The organism is Corallococcus sp. 4LFB, from assembly GCF_046520365.1.
Classification (GTDB): Bacteria; Myxococcota; Myxococcia; order Myxococcales; family Myxococcaceae; genus Corallococcus; species Corallococcus caeni.
Genome location: NZ_JBKGHJ010000177.1, coordinates 1 through 15380, shown reverse-complemented (window position 1 = coordinate 15380; position 15380 = coordinate 1). Strand labels below are relative to the sequence as shown.

The 15380-nt window shown below is 68.7% G+C and carries 13 protein-coding genes and 2 pseudogenes; 7 read left to right on the top strand and 8 right to left on the bottom strand.

Going from position 1 to position 15380, the window contains the following annotated elements:
- On the bottom strand, nucleotides 1-413 hold a 413-nt coding region (locus tag ACLEQD_RS20055; RefSeq protein WP_410385897.1), incomplete at its 3' end, for a TIGR02266 family protein.
- 180 nt (nucleotides 414-593) lie between these two features.
- On the opposite strand from ACLEQD_RS20055, the gene ACLEQD_RS20050 reads away from it, so the two are divergent.
- Nucleotides 594-1736 carry a hypothetical protein gene (locus ACLEQD_RS20050; protein ID WP_410385896.1) on the top strand — a complete coding sequence of 381 codons (1143 nt, stop codon included), beginning with the start codon at nucleotides 594-596 and terminating at the stop codon, nucleotides 1734-1736.
- An 843-nt stretch (nucleotides 1737-2579) separates the two neighbouring features.
- Here the strand turns inward: ACLEQD_RS20050 and ACLEQD_RS20045 are convergent.
- Nucleotides 2580-3392 carry a hypothetical protein gene (locus ACLEQD_RS20045; protein WP_410385895.1) on the bottom strand — a complete coding sequence of 271 codons (813 nt, stop codon included), beginning with the start codon at nucleotides 3390-3392 and terminating at the stop codon, nucleotides 2580-2582.
- A 749-nt stretch (nucleotides 3393-4141) separates the two neighbouring features.
- Between ACLEQD_RS20045 and ACLEQD_RS20040 the strand changes: the two genes are divergently transcribed.
- Nucleotides 4142-4909 carry a DUF4145 domain-containing protein gene (locus ACLEQD_RS20040; protein ID WP_410385894.1) on the top strand — a complete coding sequence of 256 codons (768 nt, stop codon included), beginning with the start codon at nucleotides 4142-4144 and terminating at the stop codon, nucleotides 4907-4909.
- 37 nt (nucleotides 4910-4946) lie between these two features.
- Here the strand turns inward: ACLEQD_RS20040 and ACLEQD_RS20035 are convergent, their stop codons facing one another.
- A complete protein-coding gene (locus ACLEQD_RS20035) occupies nucleotides 4947-5522 on the bottom strand; it encodes a winged helix-turn-helix transcriptional regulator (RefSeq protein WP_410385893.1) in 576 nt (191 codons plus the stop codon).
- Nucleotides 5523-5614: 92 nt separating this feature from the next.
- Between ACLEQD_RS20035 and ACLEQD_RS20030 the strand changes: the two genes are divergently transcribed.
- The gene (locus ACLEQD_RS20030; RefSeq protein ID WP_410385892.1) at nucleotides 5615-6274 is read left to right on the top strand and encodes a glutathione S-transferase family protein; all 660 of its coding nucleotides are present in this window, start codon (nucleotides 5615-5617) and stop codon (nucleotides 6272-6274) included.
- 74 nt (nucleotides 6275-6348) lie between these two features.
- Here the strand turns inward: ACLEQD_RS20030 and ACLEQD_RS20025 are convergent, their stop codons facing one another.
- A complete protein-coding gene (locus tag ACLEQD_RS20025) occupies nucleotides 6349-7404 on the bottom strand; it encodes a hypothetical protein (RefSeq protein WP_410385891.1) in 1056 nt (351 codons plus the stop codon).
- A 591-nt stretch (nucleotides 7405-7995) separates the two neighbouring features.
- On the opposite strand from ACLEQD_RS20025, the gene ACLEQD_RS20020 reads away from it, so the two are divergent.
- The 4 genes and pseudogenes from ACLEQD_RS20020 to nagZ all read left to right on the top strand — a co-directional run bounded on the left by ACLEQD_RS20020 (nucleotide 7996) and on the right by nagZ (nucleotide 13215).
- Complete coding sequence (locus tag ACLEQD_RS20020; protein ID WP_338263017.1) at nucleotides 7996-9024, top strand: AAA family ATPase; 1029 nt, start codon at nucleotides 7996-7998, stop codon at nucleotides 9022-9024.
- A gap of 13 nt (nucleotides 9025-9037) precedes the next feature.
- Nucleotides 9038-9918 (top strand): annotated as a pseudogene (locus ACLEQD_RS20015) (DUF58 domain-containing protein).
- Complete coding sequence (locus tag ACLEQD_RS20010) at nucleotides 9915-12014, top strand: BatA domain-containing protein (protein ID WP_410385890.1); 2100 nt, start codon at nucleotides 9915-9917, stop codon at nucleotides 12012-12014. Before ACLEQD_RS20015 ends, ACLEQD_RS20010 begins: the two are co-directional and overlap by 4 nt.
- Nucleotides 12015-12150: 136 nt before the next feature.
- Nucleotides 12151-13215, top strand: coding sequence for a beta-N-acetylhexosaminidase (nagZ, locus tag ACLEQD_RS20005; RefSeq protein ID WP_410385898.1), 1065 nt, complete (start codon nucleotides 12151-12153; stop codon nucleotides 13213-13215).
- On the opposite strand, the gene ACLEQD_RS20000 is transcribed toward nagZ, so the two are convergent.
- The 4 genes and pseudogenes from ACLEQD_RS20000 to ACLEQD_RS19985 all read right to left on the bottom strand — a co-directional run.
- A complete protein-coding gene (locus ACLEQD_RS20000) occupies nucleotides 13212-13577 on the bottom strand; it encodes a hypothetical protein (RefSeq protein WP_410385889.1) in 366 nt (121 codons plus the stop codon). The two genes, nagZ and ACLEQD_RS20000, sit on opposite strands and share 4 nt — an antisense overlap.
- A gap of 135 nt (nucleotides 13578-13712) precedes the next feature.
- A complete protein-coding gene (locus ACLEQD_RS19995) occupies nucleotides 13713-14234 on the bottom strand; it encodes a hypothetical protein (RefSeq protein WP_410385888.1) in 522 nt (173 codons plus the stop codon).
- Between the two features lie 237 nt (nucleotides 14235-14471).
- A complete protein-coding gene (bcp, locus tag ACLEQD_RS19990) occupies nucleotides 14472-15092 on the bottom strand; it encodes a thioredoxin-dependent thiol peroxidase (RefSeq protein WP_410385887.1) in 621 nt (206 codons plus the stop codon).
- A 62-nt stretch (nucleotides 15093-15154) separates the two neighbouring features.
- Nucleotides 15155-15380: pseudogene (locus ACLEQD_RS19985) on the bottom strand (hypothetical protein); the annotation flags it as partial.

The following is a 15380-nucleotide window of genomic DNA, read 5'->3' as shown; positions in this document are numbered from 1 at the left end:
GCCACGACCGGCGCGATTCCCGGCGCGACAGCCGGTGCGATGGACGGCAGCGGCGCGGCTGCGGGAGCGGCACTCGCGCCCGGCTTGCGCTGGAGCATCAGGTCCACGAGCGCGCGGCTCGCCGTATCCAGCTCCTCGAACGCCAGGCCCATGCCCGGCGGCCCCGCGGGGTCGTTCACCTCGCGCACCCAGCGCACGGTGGCGGTGCCCTGGAGCACGCGCACGCCGTTGGCGATCTGCACCTCGAAGCGCACGGGCGTGCCCACCGGCTGCGGCGTGCGCGAGCGGATGAACATGCCCCCGGGGCTGAGGTTGGTGGCGAACTCCTCGGTGAAGCTCCCCACGGACTCATGCTTGAGCTTCACCAACAGACCGACCGACTTGCGGTCCGAGGTACGCCGACCTTGATCCATGGTTCGGCACTGTCGCGTCCGGGGGCCATTCCCTCAAGGGGGTTCTGGCCCCCTGCCCGGTTGTCCGGTACCCCTTCGAGACCCCAGGTGCGCCTGCGTCTTACCTGTATGTCCCCGCTATCCTGGGACTTCGTTGTCCCCCAAGGAAGCGGTCCGGGTCCGCCGGACGGGAGTCTCCTGATGAACGCGGTTCCCCATTTCGCCCCGGTTCCCCTGCATGCGCGGTGGCTGGTGGACCGGCGGCATGACCTGCTCTCCACGGTCGGGGGGGTGGGCGCGAGCCTCGCGCTGATGGCGCTGCACGTGCTGGGGGGCGTGAGCGGGCCGCCGCTGTGGTGGGCGTGGGTGCTGCTGCTGGACGGGCCGCACCTGTTCGCGACGGTGTCGCGCACGTACCTGGACGCGCGGGAGCGGAAGACGCGGGCGCGGCTCTTGTGGGGCAGCCTGGGCTGGTTCGTGGCGGGGCCGGCGGTGTTCGCGGTGTCGGTGCTGGCCGGGCAGCGCTGGCCCTTCGCGGTGTTCGTGACGCTGGCGGCGCTCTGGGCGTACTGGCACGTGGTCCGGCAGCACTACGGCATCATGGTGCTCTACCAGCGCAAGGCCGGGGAGAAGGACGCGTGGGACCGGCGGCTGGACAGCCTGACGCTGTACGTCGGGTTGCTCGCGCCGTTCGTGGCGTTCGCGCTGACGCATCCGGGGGCGCGGCGCCGGTTGGGGCTGATGGCGGAGCCGACCTGGGAGGTCGGGGCGGCGCACGCGTGCTTCGCCCTGGTGCTCGCGGTGGTGGGCGTGCTCGCGGCGCGGCAGGTGTGGCGGTGGCGGCGGGGGCTGGGGGTGAACGGGCCGAAGCTGTTGATGCTGGGCGCGGCGCTGGGGCTGACGTCGCTGGTGTTCTGGCCGTCGGTGTCGCGGCGGATGGACTTCCTGATGTTCACCGTGGCGGTGACGGCGTTCCACAACGTGCAGTACCACGGCATCGTCTGGTTCTTTCACCGCAACCGCTACCACGCGGACGGCGTGGACCGCGCGGCGTTCGGACAGGCGCCGAAGGTGAGCCAGCGCTTCATCGTCTACGCGCTCTGTGGCCTCGCGTTCACGCTGGCGTACCGGACGCTGGGCTGCGGCATGGGCGTGCACCCGGGCTGCGGCGCGTTCGACACGAAGGTGGCGCTGGGGGGCGCGGGGCTCACGCTGAGGGATTTGATGGAAGGCTTCATCTGGGGCTTCGCGCTGCACCACTACTTCCTGGACCAGTACATCTGGCGCGTGCGCAAGGACGCGGGGCTGAACCAGGACCTCAAGCTGGGCACGGCGACGGCCTGACACTCATGCGGGCAATCACCGTATAAAGGAGCCAACCCGAGCGCTCGCGAGTCCCCAACCACACGGAGCAGGCACAGACAACGGGTTCCCCCAAAACAGCAGCACACAAACAACATCATAACACTTCTTGATGGAACTCAATTACCTGGAAGTTTGAGCAATCCTTCCCGCAGATCCATCAAGACTCCCTGCGGATCGAGACCTCCTGTAAGCTTCCATTGCAACCATTCATCTACGATACCAAGTGCGTGTTGGCTTAGGCAGAAAGGAGTGGCTTCATAACTGTCGTGATGCCGTCCAATAGGCTGGAGGTGATCCAATCGGAGTATTGAGAACTCGGCGCCGTCGACCGGGAGGGTGTCCCACATATACTGGGGAAATTCACAGCGGCGGATGCGATCCACCAACGGTGGTTTCCATCCCGCTCGTTTCTCGCCGCCTTCCACTCCGTAGTACGGAGCAACCAGCAATGTAGGAGCTGTCATCCAGTTTGCGCTGCTACCGCCGCGCAGTACGGACGGGACTTCCACTCCTCCCAAGCCAAGTACCAGAGCGGGTCGCTTTTTTGCCCGGGACGCGATGAATGCTTCCCCCGGATAATGAGGTAGGGCTGCGATTGGCAGCCGTGGAGCAGGAGGAGGTTGTCGAATGCGCAGTGGCACCACCTGATAGTTTGCCTTATCATGATTAGTCGGCTCCGTTCTCCCCTGGAGAGCCAACGCCTTTGGTATTTGGTCGACGTGCGGAACGAAAGCCCAGATGAGGCGCCCTCGACGGATCTCAGATGTCTCAGCTTTCTCCCACCAAGCTTCCGTGTATGCCTGGATGGAGTCATCCGGATACTTAGTTTCCACTCGGATCTCCCCGCCCCGGAGCAGTCCACACCTCGTCAGAAAAGTGAAGCTCTCCCTTCTCATCCGTGATCGGATCGCCCGCGAGGGAATCCAACCACTGCGCGCCTTGGATGAACTCCTCATCATAGGCAGGCGGAGTCGGGGGAGGAACAAGCCTTCTCTTCTTTTGCTCACGCAACTTCTGTTGCACTTGCGCCCGAAGCTCAAGCGCAGCTTCTTTTCGTTTCTTCTGCTTCTTTGCGCTCAACTGCACTGGCGCGCTTGTCTCGTCAACGGACTGTGGCAAATCTGATAGCACTGCCAGATCGAAGCGCAGTAGTTGCCCAGGTCGTGTGCCAAGCATGGGCTGCGTCCTGTACACCTCATGGAGTAGCGAGGTGGTATCTACTCCAAAGTCAGCACTGAATTGGCGGATGCCTTGGGTGATAGCGCTTGTAACCTCAACCGGCAGGACTCGGTCTAGTTCTGCGGCAAGCTCCTCAGCCTGCTCTGAATCCTGAAGACTCCACCGTTTGACGTCATCATTGTATTGGCTGGAAAAAGTCCGCTCCGAGGCATCTAGTGCAGCGACTACAGGCTCGATTCGTTTCCACACCTCCACAGCCCAGGGGCCATAGTGGTAAAACCGCCACGGGGCTCCAGTGAACGTCTGCCCCCTGTGCCGCTGGGCGTACGCTAGGTCTGCTAGGTAGACGAGCTTGATGAAGTGGATGGGCCCAACCTCACGCTCCCTAGGCGTGTCCCGTCTCCCCGCTATTGCGAGCGCGAACTTCAGGAGTTGGTCCACCTTGTCGGTATCCATGGGAGTCCCTATGGCTTCCCTCTAGGTGCATAACGCGGCGAGACCAAGATAGGTACTCCGCCAAATTGCACCGTGGCAAAGGTCTTCAAGAGGGAGGCGACTGAACAGGTGTTTAGCACAAGGGACTGACAAGGGCTGGGAAGCCGAAGAAGGCACGTGGTTGACGCCATCCTGGTTGGGTATCAAGCAAGAGAGCATACGCTTCACCGTCTAATATCCCCACATATCTCACCGATGCGACAATGTGGGCACATGCGCCCATTTGGGCACCTTGGCCTTTTCGTCCTCTCTCACACACAAGGGATCGTACGTCCGCCTCAAGTTCATGAAACTTGAACGGACGGACGCAACTCTTGAGTCCAGTACTCGTCTCCTTGCCTTCACCGATGTTTGGCATCGCGCGCACCATTTGCAATCCGTGACTTGGCAACCGCCCCAGGCTTAGCCCTGCCACCTGCGAATCGGTCCCTATGTCGATCCCCTGAACTTCAAATACTGACACATCGACAAAAATGTCATTACAGACTATCTGCGACACCGCCTCACTTCGACTTCGTTCCCTACCACAGAAGAACGGACAGAAGCGTCCCCCTCAATATTGTCTGACAAAGAGCACGATGCAGAGCACGCCATAGGCGCGTTGACGAGCATACGAATCGACACGGGCCTCACGCGGTCCTACGCCTATAAGCAACGAGGAGGGGCGCGTCTACCTGGACGTCCAATCAGTGTTCTGTCAGGCTACTGCCATGGCATTCGACCGCGCTCTTTGGACTACCACCTTCTTCCAAGATCTCGCCCCTTATTGGGCGTGTCCTCGTTGCCCAACAGGCATTCTCAAACCCAACCCTAAATCTTTCAAAGAACTGGAAACATCAGAATCCCGGCAAGACCAAGAACACAATCCTGGCGCATGGGAACCTGATTGGTACCGAGGCCGGTTCACAGGCCATTTCATATGCGACCAATCAAACTGCCAGGAATCTGTTGCCGTCGGTGGAGATGTCACAAGAGAGCACAAACGCGACGATAGCGGAGACGACCATTACCCTTATATCTACGCGCCACATTTCTTCCACCCTGCCCCACCCCTGTTCCGCTGGCCAAGCTCTTGTCCAGAGCCAATCCAGGCGGAATTGACTCGTGCATCCTCCCTTTACTGGAACGACGCGGCTTCTTGCGCCAACCGCATCCGAACGTGTGTCGAACTGCTGCTGACACACCTTAAGGTGCCGCGCTTGCAGAAGAACAAGAAGGGTAAAATCGACCGATTGAGCCTTCATCGGCGCATCGAAATCTTCATTGTGAAGCAACCTGAATTAGGTGAGTCGCTCATGGCCATCAAATGGCTCGGCAACGTGGGCACTCATGAGAGCGGCATTACCAGGGCAGCCCTGCTAGACGGCATCGAGCTTCTTGATCACGTTCTCGTCGAGATTTTCGAACAAAAGACTAAACGTCTCACAAAACTTCGGAAGGAACTTGTGAAGCGGAAAGGGCGACCTAGGCGTGCCTAACCCAGGCATGCAACCGCGTTGTGATCGCTGAGTTTCCTCAAGAAAATGAGGATGCATTCAGGGTGGAGGTAGCCGGCCTGAACCAGGACCTCAAGCTGGGCACGGCGACGGCTTGATCACCGCCGGGCCGGCGCGCGACGGCCTTTTCGTACGCGGCCTGAAGCTCACCGAACACCGAGCGCGCCGGGCGCGGCTTGCCCAGGTGCAGGTGGCGCAGCTCGTCCATGAACCCGTCCCAGAGGGGCGGGCCGCCCTTCTCCAGCAGCTCCGCGCGCACGGACAGCTCCTCGCTCGGCTGCGTGTGCCGGCGGCCCCAGGCCGCCATGTGCGAGAGCAGCGGCACCAGCTGGATGGACGCCTCCGTGAGACTGTAGATGCCCTTCTGCCGGTGGTTCGGATCCGGGCGTCGCGACAGCAGGCCGGATGCCGTCAGCCGCTTCAGCCGGTCCGCGAGGATGTTGGAGGCGATGCCCTCCTCGCTCTGCTCGAGCAGCTCCCCATAGGTGCGCCGGTTCCCGAACATGACGTCGCGGATGACGATGAGGCTCCACCGGTCGCCAAGCTGTTCGAGCGTCAGGTTGATGGGACAGCCGGAGCGTCCTGTCTGCGGCATGGCCGTCCTCCCGGGGTTGATACTTGCAATATGCAAGTAGCGCGGATACGGTTCAACCGCTTGCAAATCACAAGCAGTTGAAAGGTCTCCCGATGGCGCTCGCGGTCTACGGTCACCCCTTCTCCTCGTACACGCAGAAGGTGCTCATCGCGCTGTACGAGAACGGTACGCCCTTCGAGTTCCGGAACATCGGGCCGGACACGCCGGAGCACACGGCCGAGTGGCTGCGTCGCTGGCCGCTGCGCAAGTTCCCGCTGCTGGTGGACGGTGACCGCCAGGTCGTCGAGACGAGCGTCATCATCGAGTACCTGCAGCTGGCGCATCCCGGGCAGGTCCGCCTGCTGCCCGCGGATCCGATGGCCGCGCTGGACGTGCGCTTCCTCGACCGCTTCTTCGACCTGCACGTCATGAACATGGTCCAGCACGCCGTGAATGGCGCGCTGACAGGGGATGCCACGAAGCGGAAGGACGGCCTGGCCACGGCCGTGGAGAACCTGGAGCGCGCCTACGCCTGGATTGAGGGGCAGCTCGCTGGCAGGACCTGGGCCACGGGCGCGGACTTCACGCTGGCGGACTGCGCGGCCGCGCCGTCACTCTTCTACGCGGACTGGACCCACCGCATCCCCGAGTCCTGTCCCCAGCTGCGCGCCTACCGCGCGCGGTTGCTGGCCCGCCCGTCCGTCGCCCGGGCGGTGGATGGAGGGCGGCCGTTCCGCCCCCTCTTCCCCCTGGGCGCGCCGGATCGGGACTGAGGTCCGCGGCGCGAACTCCGGCGGGCTGCCGATGGAACTGGCGCGCCCCCGGAGCCTCAATCCGGCTCAGGGCGTCACGAGCCGCAGGAACGCATCCTGGTTCCAGGTGTCGCCCGCGCCATCGCGCTGCCAGCCGGACACCACCAGCCCCGCGTCCGGCGCCGCCACCAGCGCCGTCGTCGCCAGCGAGCACGTGCCGCTCTCGCACGACGGCGCCAGCGACTGCGTGCCCAGCAGCGTGCCGTCCGCCGCGTAGCGCGTGACCGTGTTGCCGGCACGCAGCAGCCACCGGGCCCGCGGCCTCCACCGCCGCCACGGTGCCCACCGACGCCGAGCCGCACGTGGGCTGCTTCACCCAGCCGCTCCTGCCCGTCCGCGCCCGCCGTCAGCACGAACGGCCCGCCCTCATCCAGCGCCACGCCGTTCCACACCAGCAGGCCCACCGCTTCACCCGCCACGGCCACCGTGCCGTCCTGGCCCACCGACACGGAGCCCACGCGGCCGTTGACGCCCGGCACCTCGCGGCCCCACGCCAGCGCGCCGTCCGCGCCGAACGCCAGCACCACGAAGCCGCCCGTGCCCTGCGCGTCGAACGTGCGCCCGTCCACCGTCACCGGGCCCACCAGCCGGCCAGCCACCACCGACGTGCCCGTGGCGGACAGCGCCACCGCCGACAGCAGCGTGCCGTCCTTCGCGCCGTTGAACGTCTTCGTCCAGCGCACTTCTCCGTCCGCCGCGTAGCGCACCAGCCGGGGCGTGTGGGCCTCCGTCGTCCACTCCTCGCCCAGCGCCACCACGCCGCCCGCCGCGTCCGCGGACACCGCGTAGACCTTCTGTCCCACGCGGCGCTGCCACTCGGGCGTGCCCCCCTGGGAGAACTTCACCAGGAAGCCGTCCTGCGCCTCGCCCAGCCCGAAGTCCGCCGAGTACAGGAACGCGTTGCCGGACAGGAACACCGCGCCGTCAGCCCCCGTGGAGCCCGCCACGCGCAGGTCGGAGAAGCGGTTGCGCTCGAACTCCTTCGCCCACCGCTTCGTGCCGTCCGCCGAATAGCGCGACAGCGTCATCACCAGCCGCTCGCCGTCCACCTGCGCGCGGTCTGCGTCCGAGCGCGGCGTGCCGGACGTCACCCACAGCACATCTCCGCCCCGCCCCACCGCCAGCCCCGCGCCGGTGTCATCCTGCGGGCCGCCCTGCGTGAACGACCAGCGGCTCAGCCGCCGGGGCCGGGGGCCGGGGGGCCTCCGCCGTGGGAGCCTGGGTGGGGGCCTGGGTCCCGGCCGAGGGAGCAGCCGTCTGGGGGGCCGGCGCGGGGACCGTGCCCTGGGCTTCCGCACTGGCGGTCACATCGCCAGTTTCCTCCGCCGAAGCCCCTCCACACGCAGTGCCGCCCAGCCCGAGGAGTCCCGCGCCCAGAAGTGCCCACCCGCCCCAGATGACTCGCCGTGCTGAACGCATGCCGTGCTCCCATGCCTGCCCTGCCCCAGCGCAGGTGCCTTGGGAACGTAAGCAGTGTGTCCACGGTCCGGCATTCCCCCCTGTCCAGGGGGTACTGAAACAGGCCGGGGGGCGGACGGGGGGCCGGGCGCGGGGCCGGGCGGACCCGTGGCTTGACGCGTGGAATACGGGGCCCCTGGAACGGTTGCCACCCCACGCTCGGGGCTCCAGGGCGACGGAAACCGTTGGTCCGCCCCCCGCGCGCCGATTAAGAGAACCCTTCCATGGAAAGCGCCGCCCCCGCCCCACTCCCCCCGTCCGACGCCACCCCCGAGGACCTGCGCGCCGTCGAGGAGCTTGCCCAGGCCCGCAACGCCATCGTCGAACAGATTGAAAAGCGCGTCGTCGGCCAGCGGGACGTGGTGGAGCACCTGCTGATTTCGCTCTTCAGCCGCGGCCACTGCCTCTTCGTGGGCGTGCCCGGCCTGGCGAAGACGCTGCTCATCTCCACGCTGGCGGACGTGCTCAACCTGTCCTTCAACCGCATCCAGTTCACGCCGGACCTGATGCCGTCGGACATCACCGGCACGGACATCCTGGAAGAGGACAAGACGACGGGCCGCCGCTCCTTCCGCTTCATGCAGGGGCCGCTGTTCGCGAACATCATCCTCGCGGACGAGGTGAACCGCACGCCGCCCAAGACGCAGGCCGCGCTGCTCCAGGCGATGCAGGAGTACCGCATCACCGCCGGCGGCCGCACGTACCCGCTGGAGCTGCCCTTCCTCGTCTTCGCGACGCAGAACCCCATCGAGCAGGAGGGCACCTATCCCCTCCCCGAAGCGCAGCTGGACCGCTTCATGTTCCTGGTGGACGTGGGCTACCCCACCGCCGAGGAGGAGGTGCAGATCGTCAAGAGCACCACCGCCGGCGCGCCGCCGAAGCTGGAGAAGATCCTGTCCCCCGAGCGCATCCTCGCCCTCCAGGAGCTGGTGCGCCGCGTGCCGGTGCCGGACCACGTGGTGCGCTACGCGGTGGAGCTGGTGCGCCACACGCGCCCCAAGGAAGCGGGCGTGCCGGACTTCGTGGCGAAGAACGTGTCGTGGGGCGCGGGCCCCCGCGCGAGCCAGTACCTGGTGCTCGCGTCCAAGGCGCGCGCCATCCTCAACGGCCGCTTCGTGGCCACGGTGGAGGACGTGCGGGCGCTGGCGCGGCCCGTGCTGCGCCACCGCGTGCTGCCCAACTTCACCGCGGAGAGCGACGGCATCACGTCTGTGAAGCTCATCGACCAGCTCCTCACGGTGGTGAAGGGCTAGGCGCTTCCACCCCATGGCGCTGCTCGACGCCCAGACGCTGTCCCGCCTCCAGGGCGTGAAGCTGCGCGCCCGCGCCGTGATGGAGGGCGTGCTGTCCGGCCTCCACAAGAGCCCCCATCAGGGCCAGAGCGTGGAGTTCGCCGAACACAAGGAGTACGCCCCCGGCGACGAGCTGCGCCACCTGGACTGGAAGGCCTACGGCAAGTTCGACAAGTACTACGTCAAGCGCTTCGAGCACGAGACGAACCTGCGCTCGGTGATGGTCGTGGATGCGTCCGCGTCCATGGGCTACCAGAGCGGCGCGATGTCCAAGCTGGAGGTGGCCAAGACGCTCGCGGGCGCGCTCAGCTACCTGCTCGTGCGCCAGCAGGACGCGGCGGGCCTGGCCGTCATGGTGGGCGGCGCGTTCAAGGACGTGCCGCCCCGCGCCTCCGCCGGACACCTCAACGTGCTGCTGGACGCGCTGGAGCACACGGAGGCCAGGGCCCCACGGACCTGGGCAGCGCGGCGGATCACCTCGCGGAGGTGCTGCCCCGGCGCTCCACGGTCATCGTGCTGTCGGACCTGCTGGATGAGCGGCAGGAGGCGCTCAAGCGGGTGCTGGCCCTGCGGCAGCGCAAGAACGACGTGGCGGTGTTCCACCTGGTGGACCCCGCGGAGCTGACGTTCCCCTTCGACGACCCGACGCTCTTCCTGGACATGGAGGGCGAGGGCCGCATCGAGGTGAACCCGCGTGAAATCAAGCAGAGCTACCTGGAGGAGTTCGGCGCGTTCCTCGCGGACGTGAAGGCGAAGTGCGCCGAGGCCGACGTGGACTACGAGCTGGTGCGCACCGACGAGCGGCTGGATGAGGTGTTGCTGCGCTTCCTGGGACGTCGCGGGAGGCGCCGGTGACGTTCGGCAACCCGTGGTTCCTGCTGGGCGCGCTGGGTGCGCTCATCCCCGTGCTGGTGCACCTGTTCGACCGGCGCCGGCCCCGGGCGCATCCGTTCGGGCCGCTCGCGTTCGTGCTGCGCAGCCAGAAGCGCACGGCGAGCCGGCTCAAGCTCAAGCGGCTGCTGCTCTACACGCTGCGCACGCTCATCCTGCTGGCCATTCCCCTGGCGCTGGCGCGGCCGGAGTTCACCCGCGACGCGCAGGCGGCCACGGTGACGCGAGGGCCGGCGGCCACGGCGATCATCCTGGACGCGTCGCTGTCCATGCGCTGGTCGGACGGCACGTCGAACTTCGAGAAGGGCCGCGACGAGGCGCGCGACGCGCTCAAGGACCTGCTGCCGGAGGAGCCCGCGACGGTGATGGTGTGCACGGGTTCGCCGGAAGCGCCCCCGCCGCCGGGCTTCGACCGGGCCCGCCTGCGCGCGCTGGTGGACGAGGCGAAGCCCACCTACGGCACGGCGGACCTGTCGCGCTGCCTGGACATGGCCGCTCGGGCGCTGGAGGAGAACCCGATGCCGGGCAAGCGCCTGGTGGTGGTCTCCGACATGACGGGCTCCGGCTTCCGGCTGGAAGCGCCGCCGCCCACGGTGAAGGGGCCCACGGGCGCGATGGTGAAGCCGGAGGTCGTGCTGCGCGACGTGGCGTCCGGGCGCGAGTCGCTGGACAACCACGCGCTGGTGGACCTGCGGGTGGAGCCCGCGCTCCAGGCCGGGCCGCGCGCGTACCAGTTCACGTTCACGGTGCGGAACTTCGGCACCACGCCGGCGAAGGACCTGGAGGCCGCGGTGCGCGTGGGCGAGTCCACGCTGGCCAAGGGCTTCGTGGACGTGCCCGCGGGAGGCACGACGCAGAAGACGCTGACGGTGCGCTTCCCGCAGGGCGGCACGGTGGTGGGCCAGGTGACGCTCTCGCAGGACTCGCTGGCGGAGGACGACCGGCGGGCCTTCGTGCTGCCGGTGCCGCGCGGGCTGAAGGCGCTGGTGGTGAACGGCTCGCCGCACGCGACGCGCTACCGGGACGAGGCCTTCTTCGTGGACGCGGCGCTCACGTCGCCGGGCTCGCCGGTGGACGTGGCGGTGCGCGACGCGGAGGTGGGGCTGCGCGAGGACTTCAGCGCGTATGACCTGGTGCTGCTGCTGAACGCGACGGCGCCGTCGGAGGAGGAGGCCCAGAAGCTGGCGGCCTTCGTGGAGAACGGCGGCGGCCTCTTCGTGAGCGTGGGTGACCACGTGAACCCGGAGGCGTACAACCAGCGGCTGGGCTCGCTCCTGCCGCGCCCCCTGCGCCTGGTGCGCACGAGCGCCGAGCGCGATGACCCCGACGCGGAGACGAAGACGGCGAAGCTGGCGCAGGTGAAGGTGGACCATCCGCTGTTCGCGCCCTTCACGGGCCGCGCGGAGGAGGGGCTCATCGGGGCGCGCTTCTACAAGTACATGCTGCTGGAGGCGGACAGCCCGTCCGCGCCGGGCACCAGCCAGGTGCTGGCCACGTACGAGGACGGAGCCCCCGCGGTCGCGGTCGCCCGCCGGGGCAAGGGGCGTGTGGCGCTGTTCACCAGCACGGTGGACCGCGACTGGAGCGACTTCGCCATCCGCACGAGCTTCCTGCCGCTGATGCAGCGCTTCGCCGCGTACCTCACGGGCTCGCTGGAGGAGCGCGAGGAGGTGCGCGTGCGCGTGGGTGAGACCGTGACGCTGCGCCCGGAGGGCACGCAGAAGGTGGCGGGCGTGCGCGCGCCGGACGGCAGCGAGGTGCCGGTGAAGGCGCAGCCGGACGGCTCGTTCGTGGCGGGCCCCACGGTGGAGCCGGGCGTGCACGCGGTGCTGGGCGCGGAGGGGAAGCCCGTGACCGCGCTGGACTTCGCCGCCACGCTGGACCCGGCGGAGAGCGATTTGACGCGAGTGCCGCAGGACACGCTGACGGCCTACTTCGGCGAGGACACGGTGAAGGCCTCCACGGGAGACGCGGACAGGCCCGCCGTGCCGCTGTGGACGTGGCTCATCCTGGCCGCGTGCCTGGCGTTCTTCTTCGAGGGCACGCTGCTCCGGAAGTAGCCCTGGCCGCTCCGCGCCCTGACAGGCAGCCGACGCTCGGGACACGCACGAGGTGCCCCACGAGCGGCGGGCTCTGCCACACTGCGCGGCCGTGAGCCCTGCTTCCGCCCTCTACCGCGACTGCGCCCGCCTCTTCATGGTGGGCTTCCCTGGCACCCGCATCGACGCCGACCTCGCGGCGCTGATGGACGACGGCATCTACGGCGCCATCCTCTTCAAGCGCAACGTGGGCACCGCGGCGGAGACCGCGGCGCTGTGCCGTGAAATCAAGACGCGCGCGGGCCGGCCCTTCATCCTCTCCGTGGACCAGGAGGGCGGCCGGGTGGCGCGCCTTCGCGGTGAGCCCTTCACCGCCCTGCCCCCCATGCGCGAGCTGGGACAGCGCGGCGACGAAGCCCTGGCCGAGCGCGTGGGCCGGCTGCTCGCGCACGAGCTGCGCGCCGTGGGCTTCGACTGGGACTTCGCGCCCGTGCTCGACGTGGACACCAACCCGGCCAACCCCGTGATTGGGGACCGCAGCTTCAGCCGCGACCCGGTGGAGGTGGGCCGGCTGGGCGTGGCGCTCGCCAGGGGCCTGGAGGCCGGCGGCGTGGCGTCCTGCGGGAAGCACTTCCCCGGGCACGGCGACACGACGACGGACAGCCACCTCACCCTGCCCCGGCTGCCGCACGACCTGGAGCGCCTGCGCCGCGTGGAGCTGGTGCCGTTCCAGGCCTTCGCGAAGGCGGGGCTCGCGTCGCTGATGACGGCGCACGTGCTGTTCGACGCGCTGGAGCAGGGCGTCCCGGCGACCATGAGCCACCGCGCGCTGCACGACCTGCTGCGAAAGGAGCTGGGCTTCGACGGCGTGGTCGTCTCCGACGACCTGGAGATGAAGGCCATCGCGGACCACTACTCCGTGGCGGAGGCCGCGGTGCAGGGGACGCTCGCGGGCGTGGACCTGTTCCTCGTGTGCCACAAGGCGGACGTGCAGCGCACCGCCATCGAAGCGCTGGTGAAGGCGGTGGAGTCCGGCCGCGTCCCGCGCGAGCGCATCACCGAAGCGCACCGGCGCCTGGACGCGCTCGCCGCCCGCTTCGCGCACCCCGCCGAGGACCGGCTCGCCACGCTGGGCGACGCGGAGCACCGCTCTCTGGCCGAGGGCCTTGCCAGCGCCTTCACCGGCAAGGACCCCACGGAGGTCATGCTCGCGTCGCGCTAGTCGGGGGCGTGCCTGGAGCCCGGCTCCGAGCCCTGGCCCATGGGGCCCTGGAAGCGGTCCGCCCCGCCCCGGTCTCCGGGAACCGGCTCCTGGAGCGTGGTGAAGCCGGGCGCGCCAATCTGGTTCTGCAGGCCCTGGGCCCCGGCGGGCTGCGGCTTCAGCGGTGACCCCTTCGCGTCCGTGGGCGTGCTCGCGCCAGCGCCTCCCGTCCCCGCCGCGTCCTGCTGCTCATTGGCGACGCCTTCGTAGGCGGTCCCCGTGCGCGGCAGGGGCCTGTCCCGATTGCAGCCGGGGCCGACCAGCGCGGCCGTCGCGGCGCACACGGCCACCAGGGTCCAGTGATGCAGTCTCCTCGAGTGCATGCCTGCTCCTTCCGGAAGCCGTCACGGCCTCGACTGAAGGAGTGGCCACCCCGGCGCCCCACCGGGAGTGGCGGGGCCGGAGCACGGACGCCTGCTGGCACGCTGGCCGGCGGGCGCCCCTGGACCTGGGTCCAACTACCGGTCGCGCAGGTAGACGGGCGGGCTGACGTAGCTGTAGGGCTCCTCGAAGCCGCGCGTGCCCTCGTTCGCGGTGGAGACATTCCAGCCGCCCAGCCCCTGGGCCGCGGGCGAGTAGGTCGCCCCGCCGAACACGCCGTAGCGGTGCGCCATCATGCCGCCCGCGTCGTCCCACTTGGAGTTGTTGGACTGGCCCTCGGTCGCCTTCGTGCGCGGGTCGATGCTGGAGCCAATCTTCCCGATGGTGGAGTTGTAGCCCCGGTCCACCGTCAGCACGTGGCGGGGCAGCTTCGCGGCCGCGTCGCCGTGGTGCGCGTCCGCGGGGTTCTCATGCCCCTGCTGCTCGGCCACGTTGTAGACGGCCTCCGGCTGCGCACCGCGCTGCGCGAAGGCATTGCCCCGCGACTCATCCGGCTGCTTGCCGCCCGTCTCCGGCAGCCCGCCACAGGCCGTGCCCAGGAGCACGCCCGCCGTCAGCGCCGCCGCTCCCATCCACCGCTGAATGCCTCGCTCGCGCATGTTCATCGTCTCCGCCATCCCCGAGGAATGGTCATGCCGTCCTCGCCAACCACCGGGCATCCACCCGGGGGCTGGCCCTGCCGGCCGCCCGCTGTCCGGCCCTCAAGGCCGACGGGGCTTCATCGTGAACGGCCAGCCCGCCCGGGGAGAGAGGAGCCAGCCACGGGCGCAGGCATACACGGTCCCGGCCTCCCTGTCCCGCCAGGAGTGCACCGGCGCCCGCCACCCACGCCCCGCTCAGGCGCGAGCACCCTTCCGGGCCGCGCCCTTCGCCGCCGGCTTCGCGGCCGGGGCCTTCTTCGCCGCCGGTTTCTTGACAGCCGCCGGCTTCGCCCCGGCCGCGGGAGCCTTCTTCGCCGCGGGAGCCTTCGGGGCCGGAGCCTCATCGGAGGATCCGCCCTGGAGCGCGGACAGGACCTCCGCGACGTGGCCGGCCACCTTCACCTTGGGCCACACGCGGACGAGCTTGCCGTCCGGGCCAATGAGGAAGGTCGCGCGGATGAGGCCCATGAACTTGCGGCCGTAGAGGGACTTCTCCCCCCACACCCCGTAGGCGTCCGCCAGCGCGTGGTCCGGGTCCGCCAGCAGCGAGAACGGCAGCCCCTGCTTCGTGGCGAACTTCTGGTGGGAGGCGACGCTGTCCGGCGACACGCCCAGCACCACCGCGCCGGCCTTCACCAGCGCGGAGTGCTGGTCGCGGAAGTCGCACGCCTCCGTGGTGCAGCCGGGGGTCGCGTCCTTCGGGTAGAAGTAGAGGACGACGTGCCGCCCCTTGAGCTGCGAGAGGGAGACGGTGGCGCCGCTCTGGTCGGGGAGCGAGAAGCCGGGGGCCTTGTCACCTGCTTGGGGCATGGGCATGCGTCGGCTCCATACCCAGACCTCGCGGGCTTCTCAACTCCACGCGCGCGCTTCGAGCAGGCTCAGTGCGCGCCTTCGCCCGGCGGATGCACTTCCTCGCCCGGCGGGTGGTCATTGGCCTCCAGCCGGACCAGCTCCGCCTGGCAGGTCTCCAGCACCTTGCGCAGCACGTCGCGGGTCGCGTCCGTGTTGGCCTCGCCCAGCTTCTTCGCCAGCGCTTCGCACGCGGCGCGCTTGGCCTCCACGTCGCTGGCGCCCTGGCCGGTGGCGCCGGGGCGGGCCAGGGGG

Coding starts and splice junctions, on each gene's coding strand:
- ACLEQD_RS20030 (WP_410385892.1), top strand. CDS start 5,615: ATGGCGCTCGCGGTCTACGGTCACCCCTTCTCCTCGTACACGCAGAAG.
- ACLEQD_RS20040 (WP_410385894.1), top strand. CDS start 4,142: ATGGCATTCGACCGCGCTCTTTGGACTACCACCTTCTTCCAAGATCTC.
- ACLEQD_RS20000 (WP_410385889.1), bottom strand. CDS start 13,577: ATGCACTCGAGGAGACTGCATCACTGGACCCTGGTGGCCGTGTGCGCC.
- nagZ (WP_410385898.1), top strand. CDS start 12,151: ATGGTGGGCTTCCCTGGCACCCGCATCGACGCCGACCTCGCGGCGCTG.
- ACLEQD_RS20020 (WP_338263017.1), top strand. CDS start 7,996: ATGGAAAGCGCCGCCCCCGCCCCACTCCCCCCGTCCGACGCCACCCCC.
- ACLEQD_RS20050 (WP_410385896.1), top strand. CDS start 594: ATGAACGCGGTTCCCCATTTCGCCCCGGTTCCCCTGCATGCGCGGTGG.
- ACLEQD_RS20035 (WP_410385893.1), bottom strand. CDS start 5,522: ATGCCGCAGACAGGACGCTCCGGCTGTCCCATCAACCTGACGCTCGAA.
- ACLEQD_RS20045 (WP_410385895.1), bottom strand. CDS start 3,392: ATGGATACCGACAAGGTGGACCAACTCCTGAAGTTCGCGCTCGCAATA.
- ACLEQD_RS19995 (WP_410385888.1), bottom strand. CDS start 14,234: ATGCGCGAGCGAGGCATTCAGCGGTGGATGGGAGCGGCGGCGCTGACG.
- bcp (WP_410385887.1), bottom strand. CDS start 15,092: ATGCCCATGCCCCAAGCAGGTGACAAGGCCCCCGGCTTCTCGCTCCCC.